Origin of the sequence: Aeromonas sp. OTU364 (assembly GCF_038440395.1) — a bacterium.
Lineage (GTDB): Bacteria > Pseudomonadota > Gammaproteobacteria > Enterobacterales > Aeromonadaceae > Aeromonas.
The window spans coordinates 1-15,304 of record NZ_JASATR010000017.1 but is presented as its reverse complement, the minus strand read 5'-3'; the positions used below and the strand labels follow the sequence as shown (position 1 = coordinate 15,304).

Annotated in this window: 16 protein-coding genes; 7 read left to right on the top strand and 9 right to left on the bottom strand. The window is 64.2% G+C overall.

The annotated features are described in order from the left end of the window. The first annotated feature begins 53 nt into the window (after positions 1 to 53). On the top strand, positions 54 to 1,217 hold the full coding sequence (locus AAHB08_RS15900; RefSeq protein WP_342059472.1) for an FAD-dependent monooxygenase: 1,164 nt from the start codon (positions 54 to 56) through the stop codon (positions 1,215 to 1,217). A 33-nt stretch (positions 1,218 to 1,250) separates the two neighbouring features. Continuing rightward, positions 1,251 to 1,829, top strand: a complete 579-nt coding sequence (locus AAHB08_RS15895) for a cysteine hydrolase family protein (protein ID WP_139435802.1) — start codon at positions 1,251 to 1,253, stop codon at positions 1,827 to 1,829. A gap of 74 nt (positions 1,830 to 1,903) precedes the next feature. Here AAHB08_RS15895 and AAHB08_RS15890 read toward each other — a convergent pair whose 3' ends face one another. Then, the gene (locus AAHB08_RS15890) at positions 1,904 to 2,818 is read right to left on the bottom strand and encodes a LysR family transcriptional regulator (protein WP_342059471.1); all 915 of its coding nucleotides are present in this window, start codon (positions 2,816 to 2,818) and stop codon (positions 1,904 to 1,906) included. Between the two features lie 113 nt (positions 2,819 to 2,931). Here AAHB08_RS15890 and AAHB08_RS15885 point away from each other — a divergent pair, with 113 nt between their 5' ends. Beyond that, entirely contained in the window at positions 2,932 to 3,156 is a 225-nt protein-coding gene (locus tag AAHB08_RS15885; protein ID WP_247625735.1) for a hypothetical protein, read from the top strand. Next, positions 3,153 to 3,815, top strand: a complete 663-nt coding sequence (locus AAHB08_RS15880) for an HAD-IA family hydrolase (protein ID WP_342059470.1) — start codon at positions 3,153 to 3,155, stop codon at positions 3,813 to 3,815. Before AAHB08_RS15885 ends, AAHB08_RS15880 begins: the two co-directional genes overlap by 4 nt. A 24-nt stretch (positions 3,816 to 3,839) precedes the next feature. On the opposite strand, the gene AAHB08_RS15875 is transcribed toward AAHB08_RS15880, so the two are convergent. Both AAHB08_RS15875 and AAHB08_RS15870 read right to left on the bottom strand, forming a co-directional pair. Beyond that, entirely contained in the window at positions 3,840 to 5,318 is a 1,479-nt protein-coding gene (locus AAHB08_RS15875) for a sensor domain-containing diguanylate cyclase (RefSeq protein ID WP_342059469.1), read from the bottom strand. Between the two features lie 110 nt (positions 5,319 to 5,428). Next, positions 5,429 to 6,031, bottom strand: coding sequence for a nitroreductase family protein (locus AAHB08_RS15870; protein ID WP_342059468.1), 603 nt, complete (start codon positions 6,029 to 6,031; stop codon positions 5,429 to 5,431). A 281-nt stretch (positions 6,032 to 6,312) separates the two neighbouring features. Here AAHB08_RS15870 and AAHB08_RS15865 point away from each other — a divergent pair, with 281 nt between their 5' ends. Both AAHB08_RS15865 and AAHB08_RS15860 read left to right on the top strand, forming a co-directional pair. After that, positions 6,313 to 7,860, top strand: coding sequence for a GGDEF domain-containing protein (locus AAHB08_RS15865; protein ID WP_342059467.1), 1,548 nt, complete (start codon positions 6,313 to 6,315; stop codon positions 7,858 to 7,860). Positions 7,861 to 8,104: 244 nt separating this feature from the next. Next, entirely contained in the window at positions 8,105 to 8,581 is a 477-nt protein-coding gene (locus tag AAHB08_RS15860; protein ID WP_342059466.1) for a YMGG-like glycine zipper-containing protein, read from the top strand. Between the two features lie 52 nt (positions 8,582 to 8,633). Here the strand turns inward: AAHB08_RS15860 and AAHB08_RS15855 are convergent, their stop codons facing one another. The 6 genes from AAHB08_RS15855 to AAHB08_RS15830 form a co-directional block, all read right to left on the bottom strand. Further along, positions 8,634 to 9,590: a D-2-hydroxyacid dehydrogenase gene (locus AAHB08_RS15855; RefSeq protein WP_342059465.1), complete on the bottom strand. Its 957-nt coding sequence runs from the start codon at positions 9,588 to 9,590 to the stop codon at positions 8,634 to 8,636. 121 nt (positions 9,591 to 9,711) lie between these two features. Beyond that, positions 9,712 to 10,464 carry a DUF3530 family protein gene (locus tag AAHB08_RS15850; RefSeq protein ID WP_202046491.1) on the bottom strand — a complete coding sequence of 251 codons (753 nt, stop codon included), beginning with the start codon at positions 10,462 to 10,464 and terminating at the stop codon, positions 9,712 to 9,714. A gap of 107 nt (positions 10,465 to 10,571) precedes the next feature. Beyond that, positions 10,572 to 11,183: a DUF2238 domain-containing protein gene (locus tag AAHB08_RS15845; RefSeq protein WP_247625741.1), complete on the bottom strand. Its 612-nt coding sequence runs from the start codon at positions 11,181 to 11,183 to the stop codon at positions 10,572 to 10,574. Between the two features lie 200 nt (positions 11,184 to 11,383). Beyond that, positions 11,384 to 11,950 carry an elongation factor P gene (gene efp, locus AAHB08_RS15840; protein WP_011707002.1) on the bottom strand — a complete coding sequence of 189 codons (567 nt, stop codon included), beginning with the start codon at positions 11,948 to 11,950 and terminating at the stop codon, positions 11,384 to 11,386. A 43-nt stretch (positions 11,951 to 11,993) separates the two neighbouring features. Continuing rightward, on the bottom strand, positions 11,994 to 13,187 hold the full coding sequence (gene earP, locus AAHB08_RS15835) for an elongation factor P maturation arginine rhamnosyltransferase EarP (RefSeq protein WP_342059464.1): 1,194 nt from the start codon (positions 13,185 to 13,187) through the stop codon (positions 11,994 to 11,996). Between the two features lie 94 nt (positions 13,188 to 13,281). Next, positions 13,282 to 14,325, bottom strand: coding sequence for a GMP reductase (locus AAHB08_RS15830; protein ID WP_139435770.1), 1,044 nt, complete (start codon positions 14,323 to 14,325; stop codon positions 13,282 to 13,284). A 395-nt stretch (positions 14,326 to 14,720) separates the two neighbouring features. Here AAHB08_RS15830 and rloA3 point away from each other — a divergent pair, with 395 nt between their 5' ends. Then, entirely contained in the window at positions 14,721 to 15,221 is a 501-nt protein-coding gene (gene rloA3 / locus AAHB08_RS15825) for a retropepsin-like aspartic peptidase RloA3 (protein ID WP_406569489.1), read from the top strand. Positions 15,222 to 15,304 lie beyond the last annotated feature (83 nt).

Below are 15,304 nucleotides of genomic sequence, written 5' to 3'. Positions count from 1 at the left end.
TCGGTTCGCCCCTCTCTTCCTTGTTCGGGGCGACCCCTTGCAGGAATCAAGTCATGGAACAGTGTGATATCGCCATCGTCGGCGCCGGCATGGTGGGCGCCGCCACCGCCTGCCTGCTGGCGGCAGAGGGTCTCAACGTGCGGGTCATCGAGACCCGGTTGCCGGAACATTACGCCCCGGATCAGCCGCTGGATCTGCGGGTCTCCGCCATCAGCCAGGCCTCGGTGGCGCTGCTGGACAAGGCCGGTGCCTGGTCGCATCTGCAGCAGATGCGGCTGTGCCCCTACCGCCGGCTGGAAACCTGGGAGCTGGACGGCTTTGCCACCCGCTTCGACGCGGCGGATCTGGGGCTGCCCCAGCTCGGCTACATCATAGAGAACCGGCTGGTGCAGCTCGCCCTGCTGAGGCGAATGGAGGATTTCCCCAACATCCAGACCCACACCCCGGCGGCTGTGGTCCGGCTGCAGCAAGGTGCCGAGCACGCCAGCCTGCTGCTCGATGACGGCACCGAGCTGCAGGCGCGCTGGGTGCTGGCCTGTGACGGCGCCGAGTCGCTCACCCGTCGCCTCGCCGGGATCGGGGTGTCGCGCTTCGAGTACCGCCAGCACTGCATGCTGATCAATATCGACACCGAGTTCGAGCAGGATGACATCACCTGGCAGCAGTTCACCCCGCAGGGCCCGCGCGCCTTCCTGCCGCTGCCCGGCCGGCACGGCTCCCTGGTGTGGTACGACAGCCCGACCCGCATCCGGGCGCTCACCGCCATGAGCAACGAGGCCTTGGCCGCCGAGGTGCGCCGTCACTTCCCGGCCCGGCTCGGCGGCTTCACCGTCACCGGCAAGGGGAGCTTCCCCCTGGTGCGCCGCCACGCCAACCACTACCACGCCGGACGGGTGCTGCTGCTCGGCGACGCCGCCCACACCATCAACCCGCTGGCGGGGCAGGGGGTCAACCTCGGCTTCAAGGACGTGGCCTGCTGGGCCGAGCTGCTCGGCAAGGCGGGGGCTGACTGGCACGACATCACCCTGGCCAGCCGCTACGAGCGGCGTCGGCGCCCCGACAACCTGCTGATGCAGTCTGGGATGGATCTCTTCTACGGGGTGTTCAGCAACGACATAGGGCCGCTGCGCCTGACCCGCAACCTGGCCCTGACCCTGGCGGACAAGGCGGGCCCGCTCAAGGAGATGGCGCTGCGCTATGCTCTGGGGCTGGTGTAAGGGGCCGGATATTGACGTCGAGGAGGCAGACCCATGAACAAGGCATTGCTGGTGATCGACTTTATCAACGACATCGCCCACCCGGACGGGCGCATCGCCGCCTCGGCGGCCCATGTGCAGGAGCAGGATGCCATTCTCCATGCCAACCAGGCGCTGGCCCATGCCCGAGCCAGGGGCTGGCTGGTGGTGCTCATCAAGGTCGGCTTCGATGGCGGCTATCTGCTGCAGCCCAAGGGCTCCCCCATGTTTGGCCGGGCCCACCAGCTCGGCGCCCTCTCCCTGGCTGAGGCAGGCACCGACTTTCACCCCGAGCTCGACGTGCAACCCGGGGATCTGGTGCTGACCAAGCCCAGGGTCAGCCCCTTCTACGGCACGGCGCTGGAGCCCGCACTGCGGGCCAATCACATCGATCACCTCTATCTGTGCGGCGTCAGCACCGGCTGGGCCATTCAGGCCGCTGCCCGGGATGGCCACGATCGGGACTACGCCATCACCATACTGGAAGATGCCTGCGCCGCCGCCGATGCCAATGAGCACCATGCCTCCCTGCGCCAGCTCGGCCGTATCGCCGAGGTGATCAAGGTGGCCCGGCTGCTGTCAGATCCCGGCTGAGGCCTTGAGGACGCGCACATCAGATGAGTGCGTGTCCCTTCTCCCGCCCTTCCTGCCGGCACGAGAGTGCGTGCTCATCCCTTTGCCTTGCCGCCGTTTTGTTCCGCCTCCGGGTGCATGGCCCTGACCAGGGTCAGGAAGCGATCCCGAATGGGATCCGCAAAGTCGGGGTTCCACACCAGGCTTATCTCCCACTCGGACCAGGGGCCGGACAGGGGATAGAGGGTCACGTCCTTGCCCGCGATGAAGCCGACGCTGCGGGGCAGTATGGCGTTGCCTATGCCGGCGGCCACCAGGGCCACCAGGGTCTGGATGTCTTCCGTCTCCTGGATCATGCCGGTCAGCCGGTTGGCGCCGAGGAAGCGGGCGATCTGCTGGCTGAGGCCGGGGCAGCGGTGGCCCACCATCTGCAACAGCGGCTGCGTGGTCAGCGCCCGCTCCACGTCGAACGCAGCCGGATCTGGCCCCGTCATCTGGCTCGGCACGGCCAGCACCAGCCGGTCGGTCAGCAACCTGTGCTCCCTCAGCTGTGGCGCCTGCGGCCTTCGCATAAAGCCGATCTGCAGCCGACCCGCCAGCAGCAGATCGTGCTGGACGGCGGAGGTCATGTCCTGCAGGTGCACCATCACATCCGGGGCCTGCTGCTTGAAGCGGGCTACCAGGGAGGGGGCCAGTGCGAAGCTCGACAGCCCGAACCCTATCTTGAGGCGACCGGCGGCGCCACTCGCCAGCGCCAGGGCGTGGTGCTCGAATCCCTTGCCGTGTTCCACCAGGGCGCGTGCCTGGGGCAGCAACTGGGTGCCGATGGCGGTCAGCTCGGCGCCATGGCGGCCCCGGTTGAACAGGGTGCTGCCGAGCGCCAGCTCCAGCCCCTGGATCTGCTTGGTCAGCGCCGGTTGCGTGATGAAGAGCCGACTGGCGGCCTCCCGGTAGTTGGCGGTCTCGGCCAGCATGACGAAGGCCTGCAGCTGTCTTAAGTCGAATTTCATTCCATTTGGTTATTCAATGTGGCGATTTATTGATTATAAATTATCTAACTACCTTGTTCTAATGGTCTCGAAACGGGCCTTTGGCCCTCTGACCAGCCACAAGGAGTCATGTCATGTCGAGCGAACGCTATCTGTTCTTGATCAAGGGAAGCCTGGTAATGGCCCAGCCACTGGCGGCGCCGGAGACGGGGGAGCTTCTGACCAGCCTGTTGCAGCAGGGATTTGCCGTCGGGCCCCTGCCGGTGTGGGCGAGCAATACCGAGCAGGCGCTCGCCTGCTATGAGCAGTCGGCCCAGCGACAGGCCTTCGTCGACGTGCTGGCGGGGAGAACCCCATGACAGTGCTCACCCTGAGGGCCGAGGCCCTGTTGCTGGACATGGACGGCACCCTGGTGCACTCCACCACCGAGGTGGAGACCGTCTGGCGGCTCTGGTGCCAGGGCCATCGGCTGGATCCCGCGCCTGTGCTGGCCATGTGCCACGGGGTGCGCTCGCGGGAGGTGATACGCGCGTTGGCGCCACAGCTGGACCTGGTCAGGGAGGTGGCGCTGCTCGACGAGCTGGAGATCCAGCATGCGGGGGTGGCCGAGCCGATCGCCGGGGCCCGCACCCTGCTGGCAGCCCTGCCGCCGGCGCGCTGGGCGCTGGTGACCTCCGCGAGCCAGCGGGTGGCGCGGCACCGCCTGGCCAGTGCCGGGCTGCCGTTGCCGAGATGGTTGATCGGGGCTGAAGATGTGGTGCGGGGCAAGCCGGATCCCGAGCCTTACCTGCTCGCGGCGCGCCGCCTTGGCCTTGCCCCCGCCGATTGCCTGGTGTTCGAGGATGCCCCGGCGGGGATACGCAGCGCCCTGCAGGCCGGTTGTCAGGTGGTGCAGATCGGGGGCGACAAGCGGTTCGATGGCGGGGTCAGGGCGCGGCTGGAGGACTGGCGGCAGATCCGGCTGACCGAGGACGAGGCTGGCCTGCAGCTTTGCATGATGAACCTGCTGCCGGACTGAAACCGGCCTCCATCTGCCGGGGCGTCAAGAGGGAGCCGAGTCCGTGGCGGGCGCCGCCTCCCCCGAGCACCTGTCTGCCTCCTCGCCCCCGTGCAGTTCCACCCGGTTGCGGCCATGATGCTTGGCCCGATAGAGGGCCTGATCGGCGCGGGAGAGCAGCCTGTCCAGGTTGAAGTGACCCTGGTGCTGGCAGGCTATTCCTATGCTCACAGTGACCGAGACCGGCTTGCCTTCCCCATCCAGAACCTTCAGCCGGGCAACCGCCTCCCGTAGCCGCTCGACCACGTCCAGCGCCCGGACCCCGGTGGCATCGGGCAGCAGCACCGCAAACTCCTCGCCCCCCAGCCGGCCGAACAGGTCTTCCTGGCGCAGATGCTGGCTCACCGTGGTGGTGAAGGATTTCAACAGCCTGTCGCCCGTCTCGTGACCATGGCGGTCGTTGATGCCCTTGAAGTTGTCCAGATCCAGCATGCAGACCGCGAGGGGACGTTTCCCCCGCTCCAGTTTCTCCGCCATCTGTTCGGCACCGGGCCAGAAGCCGGCCCGATTGAGGACGCCGGTGAGGTGATCGTGGTGTGCCAGGTATTCCATCCTGCGCAGCAGGTTATTGCGTGTCGCCATTATGCTGGCGGCGGTGAGCGGGGTGAGGGCAATCAGCATGACGCCGATCCGCACCGAGAACATCCAGTACTGGGTCTGGACATCCTGACTGATGGTCAGGTAGCCGTTGGAGAGGGCGAGCAGGATCAGGGTGCTGAAGGAGAGCGAGAGCAGGCTGGTGGCAAAGATGGAGTAGTTGATGGCGCACCAGAGCAGGGCCGGGACCGGAAAGGCAATGGAGCCAGGCCCCTCGATCAGCAGGGTCAGCAACAGGGTGCCAATCAGACTCAGCAGGGGCAGCAGCCTGCGCCAGGAGATATTCGTCTGATACAGGAGGCGGCGCCAGTCCGGCAGTGTGCCCGGCGGGGGCAGGGTCAGGATCACCGGCAGTATGGCCATGTAGTTGACCAGCTCGCTGGCGAACCAGAAGCCGAGCCCGTAGAGGTGTGAGCCCTGAAACAGCATGGGATTGATCGCCGCCCCCACCAGGCCGGCGGCGAGGGAGGCCGCCATGGCGATCAGCAGCAGGTAGACGATGGAGGCGGGCCGCCGGAGCCGCTTGTCTTCGAGATCCAGCCGGCGGAACAGCAGGTAGCCTACGCTGACGCCAGCCAGGTTGCCGAGGGTGAGCAGTGCCGTCTTGAGGGGGGGATCCTCGGTGAACAGGGAGGCGAGCAGATAGCCCAGCAGGCCACCCAGCCAGCCTGGGGGCGAGGCCAGACGCGGGTAACGCAGCAGCATGCCGAGCAGGACGGCATTGGCGGGCCAGAAGGCCGCCAGCAGGCTGGGAGGCCGGGTGAAGATGCCGACAAGTGAAAACAGCAGGATGATGGTGGCGACACAGAGCAGGGCAAACAAGGGATAGAGAGTGGACAAGATACGCTGGCGTCTGGCTTCTCCCATGCGTCTCTCCTGAGGGCGGTTGGCGTGATAGCCCTGAGTATGGTTGCACACCATGGAAAATGCGGGGGGAAGCAGGGGCAAAGGCCCCCTCGGCGAGGGGGCCTGAGGGGTTAGCCGAAGACCCGGAAACGGACCTCGTCATCCATGAAGGTCTTGTCACCGGCCGGTTGCTCTATGCTGCCAAAGGGCATCTGGGCACGGAGCAGCCAGCTGGCGGGCAGGTCCCACTCCTTGCGGACCGCCTCGTCGATCAGCGGGTTGTAGTGCTGCAAGGAGGCGCCAATGCCTTCCTGGGCCAGGGTGGTCCAGACCGCAAACTGGGCGATCCCGGTGCCATGTTCGGACCAGATGGGGAAGTTGTCGGCATAGAGGGCGAACTTCTGCTGCAGATCCTGGATGACGGCGGTGTCCTCGAAGAACAGCACGGTGCCAAAACCGGCGCGGAAGCTGCCGTTGACCTTGGCTTCGCTCTGGGGATAGGCCTCTGGCGGCACAATCTTTTTCAGTTCGGCTTTGACGATGTCCCACAGCTTGTGGTGCTGCTCGCCAAACAGGATGACGGCACGGGAGCTCTGGGAGTTGAAGGAGGAGGGGCTGTGCTTGACGGCATCCTTGATGAGGGCCGTCAGCTGGGCCTCGGAATGGGTCACCTGGTCACCCAGGGCATAGATGGTACGACGTACTTTGATCTGTTCGATAAACGGACTGCTCATAACATCTCCTTGGTTGATGAATCGTTGCTGCCAGCATTGCCGACAAAGGTCATCTGGCTCCGATTTCTCGAGTGATGGACTATAACACCTTCTGTGCAAGAAACCGTCAACGCTGGGTGATGACTGTTTCTACTTTTTATGGATATTCACATGACCAAAGCGGGCATGACCCCTTGATGTCTTTGTTGTCATTAACCGTAGGGGTTAATGACCTCAATCAATATGTTGATGGTGTTTTAAACTATAAAATGCATCTCACGCGATATTTTATAGAGAATGGCATGGCTGCAACCATCATCAAGGAACGCTACTACATACTGACGCCGCTGTCGTTTCTGCTCGGTGCCCTGGTGCTGGTCGCCACCCTGTTGCTGGCGGCGACCAGTTACATGCGCAGCATCGACAAGACCCTGGCCGGCTATAACCACATGCTCACCTCCATCGATGCCACCCTGATCCACGAGATGGTGCTGGCCAATCGGCGGCAGCTCGGCGTGCTGGAAGCGTCCCTGGACAAACAGGCCATCGCGCGGGGCGGCTCGGCCATCAACGGGATCTGGGCCATAGCCCACCAGTTCAAGCACGACGCCCACTTCCTCTACTTCTACAACACCCGCTTCGACCGTTTCGACAGCTACCCCGACTGGCAGATGCCGACCGGCTACCAGGTGCAGAAGCGCCCCTGGTATCAGACCCTGGCCAGCGACAGCGAGGAGCTGGTCTGGTTTGGTCCCTACCAGGAGTTCGGCGGCAACGCAGAGGTCCTGACCCTGATCAAGCGGGTCAAGGATGACGAGGGGCAGCTGCTGGGCCTGCTGATGGTCGACATGTCGTTCAACTCGCTGCAGGCGGCGCTGCGACGGGCGATGGGCAGCGATCAGGCCGCCATCTACATCACCGAGCGCAAGGGCGGCCGGCTGGTGGTCGGGCACAATCTGTCACTGCTGCCTGCGCTGTCCGGCACGCCGAGCCAGGGCGCCGTGTTGAACGTGATCCGGGAAGGCTGCTACCTGAAGCAGCCGCTGTCGGATATCGACTGGGATCTCAACATCTATCTGCCTCCCGCCCACTTTCATGGCAACCTGCAAGATACCCTGCTGATGGTGGTGCTGCCCGCACTGGCGCTGCTCGGTATCTGGCTGTGCAGCCTGCTGTTTCTGGTGCGGATCTTTCGTCAGGAGCAGGCCTTGGTGCAGCGTTCTCTCAGCGGGCTCGTTCAGGATGAGGCGCTGATGGAGATCCAGCTGCGCCAGCGCACCTGGTTCGTGCACGGCAGCCTGGGGGAGATCCATCAGGTGAGAAACAGCCTGCTGCAGGGGCAGGATGCCCTGCTGCACGATCCTCTCACCGGCATCATGAACCGGCGTGCCTTCGAGCAGGACAGGGCCAGGCTGGCGCAGGAGGAGAGGCCTCACTGGCTGGTGCTGTTTGATGTGGATTGCTTCAAGCGCGTCAATGACAGCTGGGGGCACGGGGTGGGGGATGCGGTGCTGTTCCGGGTGGCCACCATCATGGCAAGAACCCTGGGAGAGGCCCAGGTCTACCGCATCGGGGGGGATGAGTTCGCGGCCCTGCTGCCCTGGGAGCGGGAGGAGGTCGAGGATCGCCTGACCCGTCTGCTGGCCCGGGTGCGGGCGCTGCAGTGGCGCGAGTTTGAGGAGTCCATCACCCTGAGTGCGGGCGGAGCACGCTACCCGGGTGACGCCGCTGCCCTGCTCGATCGGGCGGATGAGTACCTGTACCAGAGCAAGCGGCAGGGACGTGACTGCTGGCATCTGTCCGCCACTTCGCCTCCCTCCAAAGGGGCTGTAGTGACAGTATCTGTCTGACCGCCATCAGGAGAAAAAGGGCCTGAATGGCCTAGAAAAGGGTCACGGTGGGGATAATTTCCCATGTGACCTTTTTTTTTAATTCATTTTCAGTCGGTTAGCCCATGTGATTGGGCAATGTCGCGAAGGAGAGACAGTCAGCCTGTCGGCGAAGACGCCGTAATCCCGGTAGCGGAGTCCGGGGCGCTTTGTATAGTGCAGGGAAAAATAATCAATCAGACATCAGGTTTGACAGGAGTACCCCATGGAGATGAACAAATACGGCATGAGCGCGATGGCGCTGCTGGGCGCGCTGCTGTTGGGCAATGGTCAGGCGCAGGCGTCCGAGACCGTCAACACCATACTCGGCGGCGGCGTCGGCGGGGTGGCAGGCACCATGATAGGCAAGCAGCTGGGGGGCGACACCGGCGCCCTGGTGGGGGCTGCCGTCGGCGGCGCGGCGGGCGGTGCGGCCACGGCCGACAGGGGCAACAAGAATGAGGCTGCCCTGGGTGGCGCCGTCGGTGCCCTGGGTGGCGCCGCCATCGGCAAGAGCGTGGGTGGCAGCACGGGCCAGCTGATCGGCGCCGGCATAGGCGGTGCCGGTGGCTCCGCCATCGGTGCCAGAACCGGCGATGGCCACGAGAGCAACAACAATCGTTACTATGACGACAGGCGCTATCACAAGCACCACAAGAAATACAAGAAGCACCGCAAGCACAGATGGCATGACGACGACTGAGATCTGCCAGGAGAGAGAAAGGGGCCAGGGGCCCCTTTTTCGTGTCCGTTCTCTAGACCAGTCGGTGCTGGCGCCTGCCAAGGTAGAAGGCGTTGATGTTGTCGATCAGCTGATCCGCGAGGCGCTGCATCGACTCCTCGCTGGCCCAGGCCACATGGGGCGTCAGGATGAAGTTGGGGTAACGCAGCGCCTGCATCAGGGGGTGGTCGGGGGGCGGCGGCTCCACGCTTGCCACGTCGAACCCGGCACCGCCGAGGCGACCGTTGCCGAGCGCCTCCAGCAGGGCCTGCTCGTCCACCAGGCCGCCACGGCCCACGTTGATCAGCAGGGCCCCCGGTTTCATCATGGCCAGCTCCCGCTCCCCGATGAGGTGGCGGGTGTAGGGGGTGAGCGGGCAGTGCAGGCTGATCACATCCGAACTCTGCAGCAGGGACTCCAGGGGCAATCTGTCTTCATCCCCGGGGGCGCCGACCTGGCTCTGGGCATAGAAGACCTCCATGCCGATGGCGCTGGCCCGCTGCCCCAGGGCCTGACCCAGGGTGCCCTTGCCTATGATGCCGAGGCGCTTGCCGTGCAGATCCATGATGGGGTGATCGAAGAAACAGAACTGGCCGCTCTGCTGCCAGCGCCCCTCTTGCAGGGACTGGCGCCAGGCGAACAGGTTGCGTGACAGGGCCAACATCAGTGCCATGGCATGTTCGGGGACCGAGGGTCCCGAATAGTTGCGGATGTTGCACACGGCGACATTGGCGGCGCGGCACGCCTCCAGATCCAGGTTGTCGCTGCCGGTGGCCGCCAGGGCGATCAGGCGCAGCTCCGGCAACTGGGCCAGCTCGTCCTTGCCGATGCGGATCTTGTTGATGATGGCGATGCTGGCGCACTTGAGCCGCTCCACCACCTGTTCCGGTCTCGTCTCGGGGTAGCTTTGCCAGTGATGGGGGAAATCGGGGCGACGCAGATTGATGCCGGCGTCCAGGGTGTCACTGTCGAGAAACACGATTTGCTGCATGAAGCCTCCTGCCGTTCGCTGCCGCGTGGGAGTCGCCATGATGCCAAAGATGGGGGGCGGCTGACCAGCACGGATGCAGACGGGCCGGATGGCCCAACTCCATGCTCTCTAGCAGTTCGGATCAGATCCAGCCCAGATGGGTCAGCCAGCCCTGGATGCGCCCCGGCGTTTCGTCCAGCGCCATCAGGGCATAGGGGCGGTAGTTGAGCTTGTGGCTGCGGCGGCTCTCGCTCTGGCGCGCCTCGGCCGCCAGCAGGGGCCAGCGCCCCCCGTCTTCCTGATAGAGATCCAGGGTAGGGATGCTGGCCTGGGCCACCTGCTTGGCCAGGGTCTGGTTGCTCAGCTGGTTGGGAAAGAAACCGTCGAGCAGCACCAGGGCATCGGGGGCGGGCAACTGTTCGCTGGTGATGAGGTTGGCGGCCCAGGCCGCGCTGGTGCCTTGCGCCAGCAGCAGCTTGAAGCCGCCCTCCTGCAGCTTGGCATCACCTAGCTTGACGATGCGCTCGGCAAATTGCTGGCGAAATGCGTCAATGTTCTCCTGCTTCTTCTCGGAGGCCGGATCCAGCTCTGTCTGCTGGGGGGAGGGGAGCAGCAGCAGGGTGTCGAAGCCGAGCCGCCCCAGCTCCCGGGTCAGCTGCCACAGCTGGCCGCTGCGCTGCCAGTCCGGCAGCAGTATGGCGAGCCCCAGGTAGCTGTCGCCGTCGTGCTTGGCAAAGAGCACCCGCTGCTTGTCGATCCGGGTGCTGTCAGGCATCCCCTTCCAGTCGCTCTCCTGCCAGTGATCGAGCGGGGCTGGGGGCGAGATCTCGTTGGCCGGCAAGGTGGTGCTCGCCAGCAGGGTCAAAAACAGCAGTGGTAAGGATAATCTGGCCATGATGCGCTCCCCGGTTGACTGGGTTAGCGGCGGCGTGCCGGATTTCTGAAGGGGGTCGGGGGATCCAGTAGCAAGAGGGAAGGGGCAGGCCCCTTCCCTCGACGGGCTCAGGGCCGGGCAAGCCTGCCGAGCTGGCGGTCGTGCAGGGGGGAGAGCAGCAACAGGGCACTGACGGCCCCCACGAGGGCACAAAACATGTCTGACTGGGTATCCCAGGGATCCCCCTGGGTGCCGAGGAACTCGTCGGCGCCCTGACCCAGTGCCAGTGCGGCGCCCCACTCGATGAGCTCATAGCTGGCGCTGACGGCGAGCACCACGCAGATCACCAGAAACACCAGCATCTTCTTGCCCTGCACATGGTGGCCGCGCAGCAGTATCTCGCGGCAGGCCAGGGCGGGCACGAACCCCTGGAAGAAGTGGCCAATCTTGTCATAGGGGTTGCGGCTGAGATCGAACCACTGCTGCAGATCGAAACCGAGTGGCACCCGGGCATAGGTGTAAGCGCCCCCCAGCATCAGCACGGCCCCGTGCAGGAAGATGCACAAGTAGAGCAGGCTGGTGAGGGGGTAGCTGCGCTGGCTCAGCAGCAACAGCGGCACGACGATGAGCACGGGGGCGACTTCCAGCAGCCAGGTGACCCTGTCATAGGGTTGCCAGCCGGAGAGCACCAGCAGGACCAGGGTGAGCAGCAACAGCAGGAGTTTTTGATGAGATGTCATAGGGAGCCTGTGGCGAAGGAAGAACCTGACTTCATGGTGTAGCCCCAATCGGCGCGAGACGAAAGGGGGCAGGGGAATTCTCCCTCAAGGGGCGGGCCGCTGTCACTGACCGGGGCTGAATGATCGCAGGGCCGGTGCCCATAAAAAAAAAAAGCGAGCCTGGGGCTCGCTTTTTTCAACACGGGCGTGAAGCCGTCAAATCAGTTGACGCGACGCTTGAACTCGCCGGTGCGGGTGTCGATTTCGATCTTGTCGCCGATCTCTACGAAGGCGGCAACGGCCAGCTCGTAGGTGGTGCCTTTCAGGCGGGCCGGCTTGGTCACTTTACCGGAGGTGTCGCCACGGGCGGCCGGCTCGGTGTACTCGACTTCGCGAACTATGGTGGTCGGCAGTTCGACGGAGATGGCTTTCTCGTTGTAGAAAGTCACTTCGCAGATGTCTTCCATGCCGTCAACCATGTAGTTCAGGGCGTCACCCAGGTTGTCTTTCTCGACGTCGTACTGGTTGTACTCGGTGTCCATGAAGACATACAGGGGGTCGGAGAAGTAAGAGTAGGTGCACTCTTTACGCTCCAGCTGAACGACTTCCAGCTTGTCGTCGGCCTTGAATACGGTCTCGGTGGCGCTGCCGTTCAGCAGGCCTTTCAGCTTCATCTTGACCACGGCGGAGTTACGGCCGGATTTGTTGAATTCGGCTTTCTGGACCACCATCGGCTCGGTACCGATCATGACGACGTTACCAGCGCGGATTTCCTGTGCGGTTTTCATGTAAAAATTCCTGTTCGTATACGGGCAGATAAAAACTGCCAGATTATATACGGCTTTCTAAAAATTTCACCAGCCGAGTGACGAGATCCCCATCGGCAAGCAACTTCTGTGACCAGCTTCGCGCATGTTGTTGCCAAACAGTACCGAATTGCGGCCATTGGGCCCAGAGTTCGCGCACATCCTGCCCATGGTTGAGGGCATGGTTGAAGGCGCGCAACCAGTGGGCCACATCGGTCGGCAAGTCGGCCAGGTCTGGCAAGCTAGATAAGTAGTGGTCGAGGAAATCATCCAGCTTGGCAATGTGAGCCTGATCGTCCTGGGGATAGATGTGCCACAGGAAGGGCCGTGCCGCCCACTGGGCCCGCACGAAGGAGTCCTCGCCGCGCACCAGGTTGAGATCGCAGCTCCACAGCAGCCGATCGTAGCCCGCCTGGCTCGTCATCGGCAGCAGCTTGATGGCAAGCTGGCCCGATTGCAGCAGATCCCCCGCCCGGGCCGTGCCGATGGCACTCTCAAGACCGGCGCCGCTGAGCACGTCGGGGAGGGCGCGCCCCATGGGCAGCAGCAGGGTGACCGGGGTGGCGCCCTGGCTCCAGCACTGGACCAGGCTTTTCAGCGCCTCGCTCTCGTAGGTGAAGAGGCTGATCCGCAGCTCGTCTTGCGCCCTGGGCGGCAGCCCCAGGCTCGCCCAGTAGGCGGCAAGGCCAGCCTCATCCTGCTGCCACAGTTCCCGCTCGGCGATGAGCCCCCGCTCGCACAGCAAGCCGCCGGTTCTGGGGGTGAAGCCCGGGAAGAAAAAGTATTTGTTGAGACTCTGGTTACCCACCCGCTGCGGCGAGGCGAGGCCGTGGCAATCCTCGACCCAGCTCTCCGCCGAGAGATACTCCAGATTGATCCAGCAGGGGGGCGGGCTCTGCTCGGCCATGCGCTCGATGAAGCGGGCGGGCAGCTCGCAGGCAAAGGCTTCTATGACCACCCGGGCCGGGATGGCATCCGCTGGCAGGGGGCCCTGCCAGCGCTGGATGTGAATTCCCTCAACCCACTGACGATCCCGCGCGGGATCCAGTCTCGGGTAGATGCGGGCGAAGCTCGCCAGATCGTCCACCCAGAGCCGCACCTCTCCATGCCCCTCCCGCTCCAGCTGGCGGGCCAGCCGCCAGGTGACGCCGATGTCGCCGAAGTTGTCCACCACGGTGCAGAAGATGTCCCAGTCGAAGGGGGGCAGGGGGCTTGTCATGGCTCGGGGTTCCAGATGCAAAAAACCGGTGCGCAGGGTAGCACACCGGTGACTTGGCTTCTAACCGTCAGCGCGTGACGGTGGCTGCGGCAGGTTACTCCTTGCCGTAGACGTTGTTCTCCTGCTCGCGCACCCGGATAAAGGTGGTGCGCTTGGTGAGCTCTTTCAGCTGGCTGGCGCCGACATAGGTGCAGGTGGATCGCACGCCGCCAAGGATGTCGCGCACGGCGTTCTCGACCGGGCCGCGGTAGGGCAGCAGCACCGTCTTGCCCTCGGAGGCACGGTACTCGGCGACGCCGCCGGCGTGCTTGTCCATGGCGCTGGAGGAGCTCATGCCGTAGAACTTCATGAAGGGGGCGCCATCGACGTCCACCACCTCGCCGCCGCACTCCTCGTGGGCCGCCAGCATGCCTCCCAGCATCACGAAGTCGGCGCCGCCGCCAAACGCCTTGGCCACGTCACCCGGGCAGGTGCAGCCGCCGTCACCGACGATCTGGCCGCCGAGACCGTGGGCCGCATCGGCACACTCTATGATGGCGGAGAGCTGCGGATAGCCGACGCCGGTCTTGACCCGGGTGGTGCAGACCGAGCCCGGGCCTATGCCCACCTTGACGATGTCGGCGCCGGAGAGGATCAGCTCCTCCACCATCTCGCCGGTGACCACGTTGCCCGCCAGGATGACGTGGTTTGGGCAGGCTTCACGGATCTTGCGCAGGAACTCGACGAAGTGCTGGGAGTAGCCGTTGGCCACGTCCACGCAGATGAAGCGCAGCGCCTCGGACATGGCGAGGATCTGGCGAGTCTTGATGAAGTCCTCTTCCGAGGTGCCGGTAGAGACCATCACATGGCCGAGCAGGGCCGGATCTGTGTCGTTCACGAAGGCTTGCCACTGGGGGAGGCTGTAGTGCTTGTGTACCGCCGTCATCATCTCGAAGCCCGCCAGGGTGCGCGCCATGGCGAAGGTGCCGACGGTGTCCATGTTGGCGGCGATGACGGGCACCCCCTGCCACTGGGTCCGGGTGTGCTTGAAGGTGAACTGGCGGGTCAGGCTGACCTGGGAACGGCTCTTGAGGGTAGAGCGCTTGGGACGAAACAGGACATCCTTGAAACCGAGCTTCAAGTCTTCTTCGATACGCATTGCAAATTCCTTATTGAGCCTTGTGAACGTCACTTTGCAGTGGCTTATTTTCGGCAGGCACAAAAAAACCGCAGGTTTTCAAGGCCTCCGGTTTACAACAGTCTAGGCAAAAATCCCGCGAGAACAAGACTGATAATTCACTCATCATTGTGTTAGCCTTTGGCGTCACAACCCGAGGTTGGCCACCAGCTTCATCCAGCACCTCGCCATGGCCCCTCTCTCCTCTCTTTTTGCCCCCTGCCTCAGAGTCAACTGCTGTCGGATCCCCCATGCCGTGAACGCCAGAAGCCCGGGTTCTGGGCGCCTGCGCCTCGTTTGCCAGTTGACAGGGGCCTGCGTGCTGCCCACTCTGGCGCAGAGGGCCAGCGTGGGCCCGCTTCGACGAGGAGAACACATTGTCCGTATCACACAAAGCCGGCTGGTTGCTGCTGGCCAGCCTCTGCCTCTCATCGGGCGCCTGGGCCGCCCCCACCGTCTATGGCTGGATAGAGAAGGGCGTGCTCATGCCCGGTGGGGTGGCGGTCAAGATGAAGCTGGATACCGGCGCCCTCACGTCCTCGCTGGATGCGCGAGAGCTGCACCACTTCAAGCGTGACGGCAAGCCCTGGGTGCGCTTCACCCTGGAGCTGACCGATGCCAACACCGACAAGGAGGTGCGCCAGACCCTGGAGCGGCCGGTGGAGCGCAGCGTGACGGTGCGCGGCGCCGGTGGCATGGAGGAGCGCCCCACTGTCACCATGTCCATCTGTGTCGGTGACAAGGTCTACAAGGAGTGGTTCACCCTGCGGGATCGCAGCGACATGATCTATCCCGTGCTGCTCGGTCGTCGCCTGCTGGCGGAGCTGGGGCCGGTGGACTCTTCCCGCACCTTCACGGTGCAGCCGAGCTGCGGCTAGGAAGGCCGCGTTGGGATCATCTATGGTGCGGGGGGGGGGGGGGGGCCCCCCGGGTTTTTTTTTTTGGGGGGGCGGCCCCCGTA

Coding starts and splice junctions, on each gene's coding strand:
- AAHB08_RS15900 (WP_342059472.1), top strand. CDS start 54: ATGGAACAGTGTGATATCGCCATCGTCGGCGCCGGCATGGTGGGCGCC.
- AAHB08_RS15895 (WP_139435802.1), top strand. CDS start 1,251: ATGAACAAGGCATTGCTGGTGATCGACTTTATCAACGACATCGCCCAC.
- AAHB08_RS15890 (WP_342059471.1), bottom strand. CDS start 2,818: ATGAAATTCGACTTAAGACAGCTGCAGGCCTTCGTCATGCTGGCCGAG.
- AAHB08_RS15885 (WP_247625735.1), top strand. CDS start 2,932: ATGTCGAGCGAACGCTATCTGTTCTTGATCAAGGGAAGCCTGGTAATG.
- AAHB08_RS15880 (WP_342059470.1), top strand. CDS start 3,153: ATGACAGTGCTCACCCTGAGGGCCGAGGCCCTGTTGCTGGACATGGAC.
- AAHB08_RS15875 (WP_342059469.1), bottom strand. CDS start 5,318: ATGGGAGAAGCCAGACGCCAGCGTATCTTGTCCACTCTCTATCCCTTG.
- AAHB08_RS15870 (WP_342059468.1), bottom strand. CDS start 6,031: ATGAGCAGTCCGTTTATCGAACAGATCAAAGTACGTCGTACCATCTAT.
- AAHB08_RS15865 (WP_342059467.1), top strand. CDS start 6,313: ATGGCTGCAACCATCATCAAGGAACGCTACTACATACTGACGCCGCTG.
- AAHB08_RS15860 (WP_342059466.1), top strand. CDS start 8,105: ATGGAGATGAACAAATACGGCATGAGCGCGATGGCGCTGCTGGGCGCG.
- AAHB08_RS15855 (WP_342059465.1), bottom strand. CDS start 9,590: ATGCAGCAAATCGTGTTTCTCGACAGTGACACCCTGGACGCCGGCATC.
- AAHB08_RS15850 (WP_202046491.1), bottom strand. CDS start 10,464: ATGGCCAGATTATCCTTACCACTGCTGTTTTTGACCCTGCTGGCGAGC.
- AAHB08_RS15845 (WP_247625741.1), bottom strand. CDS start 11,183: ATGACATCTCATCAAAAACTCCTGCTGTTGCTGCTCACCCTGGTCCTG.
- efp (WP_011707002.1), bottom strand. CDS start 11,950: ATGAAAACCGCACAGGAAATCCGCGCTGGTAACGTCGTCATGATCGGT.
- earP (WP_342059464.1), bottom strand. CDS start 13,187: ATGACAAGCCCCCTGCCCCCCTTCGACTGGGACATCTTCTGCACCGTG.
- AAHB08_RS15830 (WP_139435770.1), bottom strand. CDS start 14,325: ATGCGTATCGAAGAAGACTTGAAGCTCGGTTTCAAGGATGTCCTGTTT.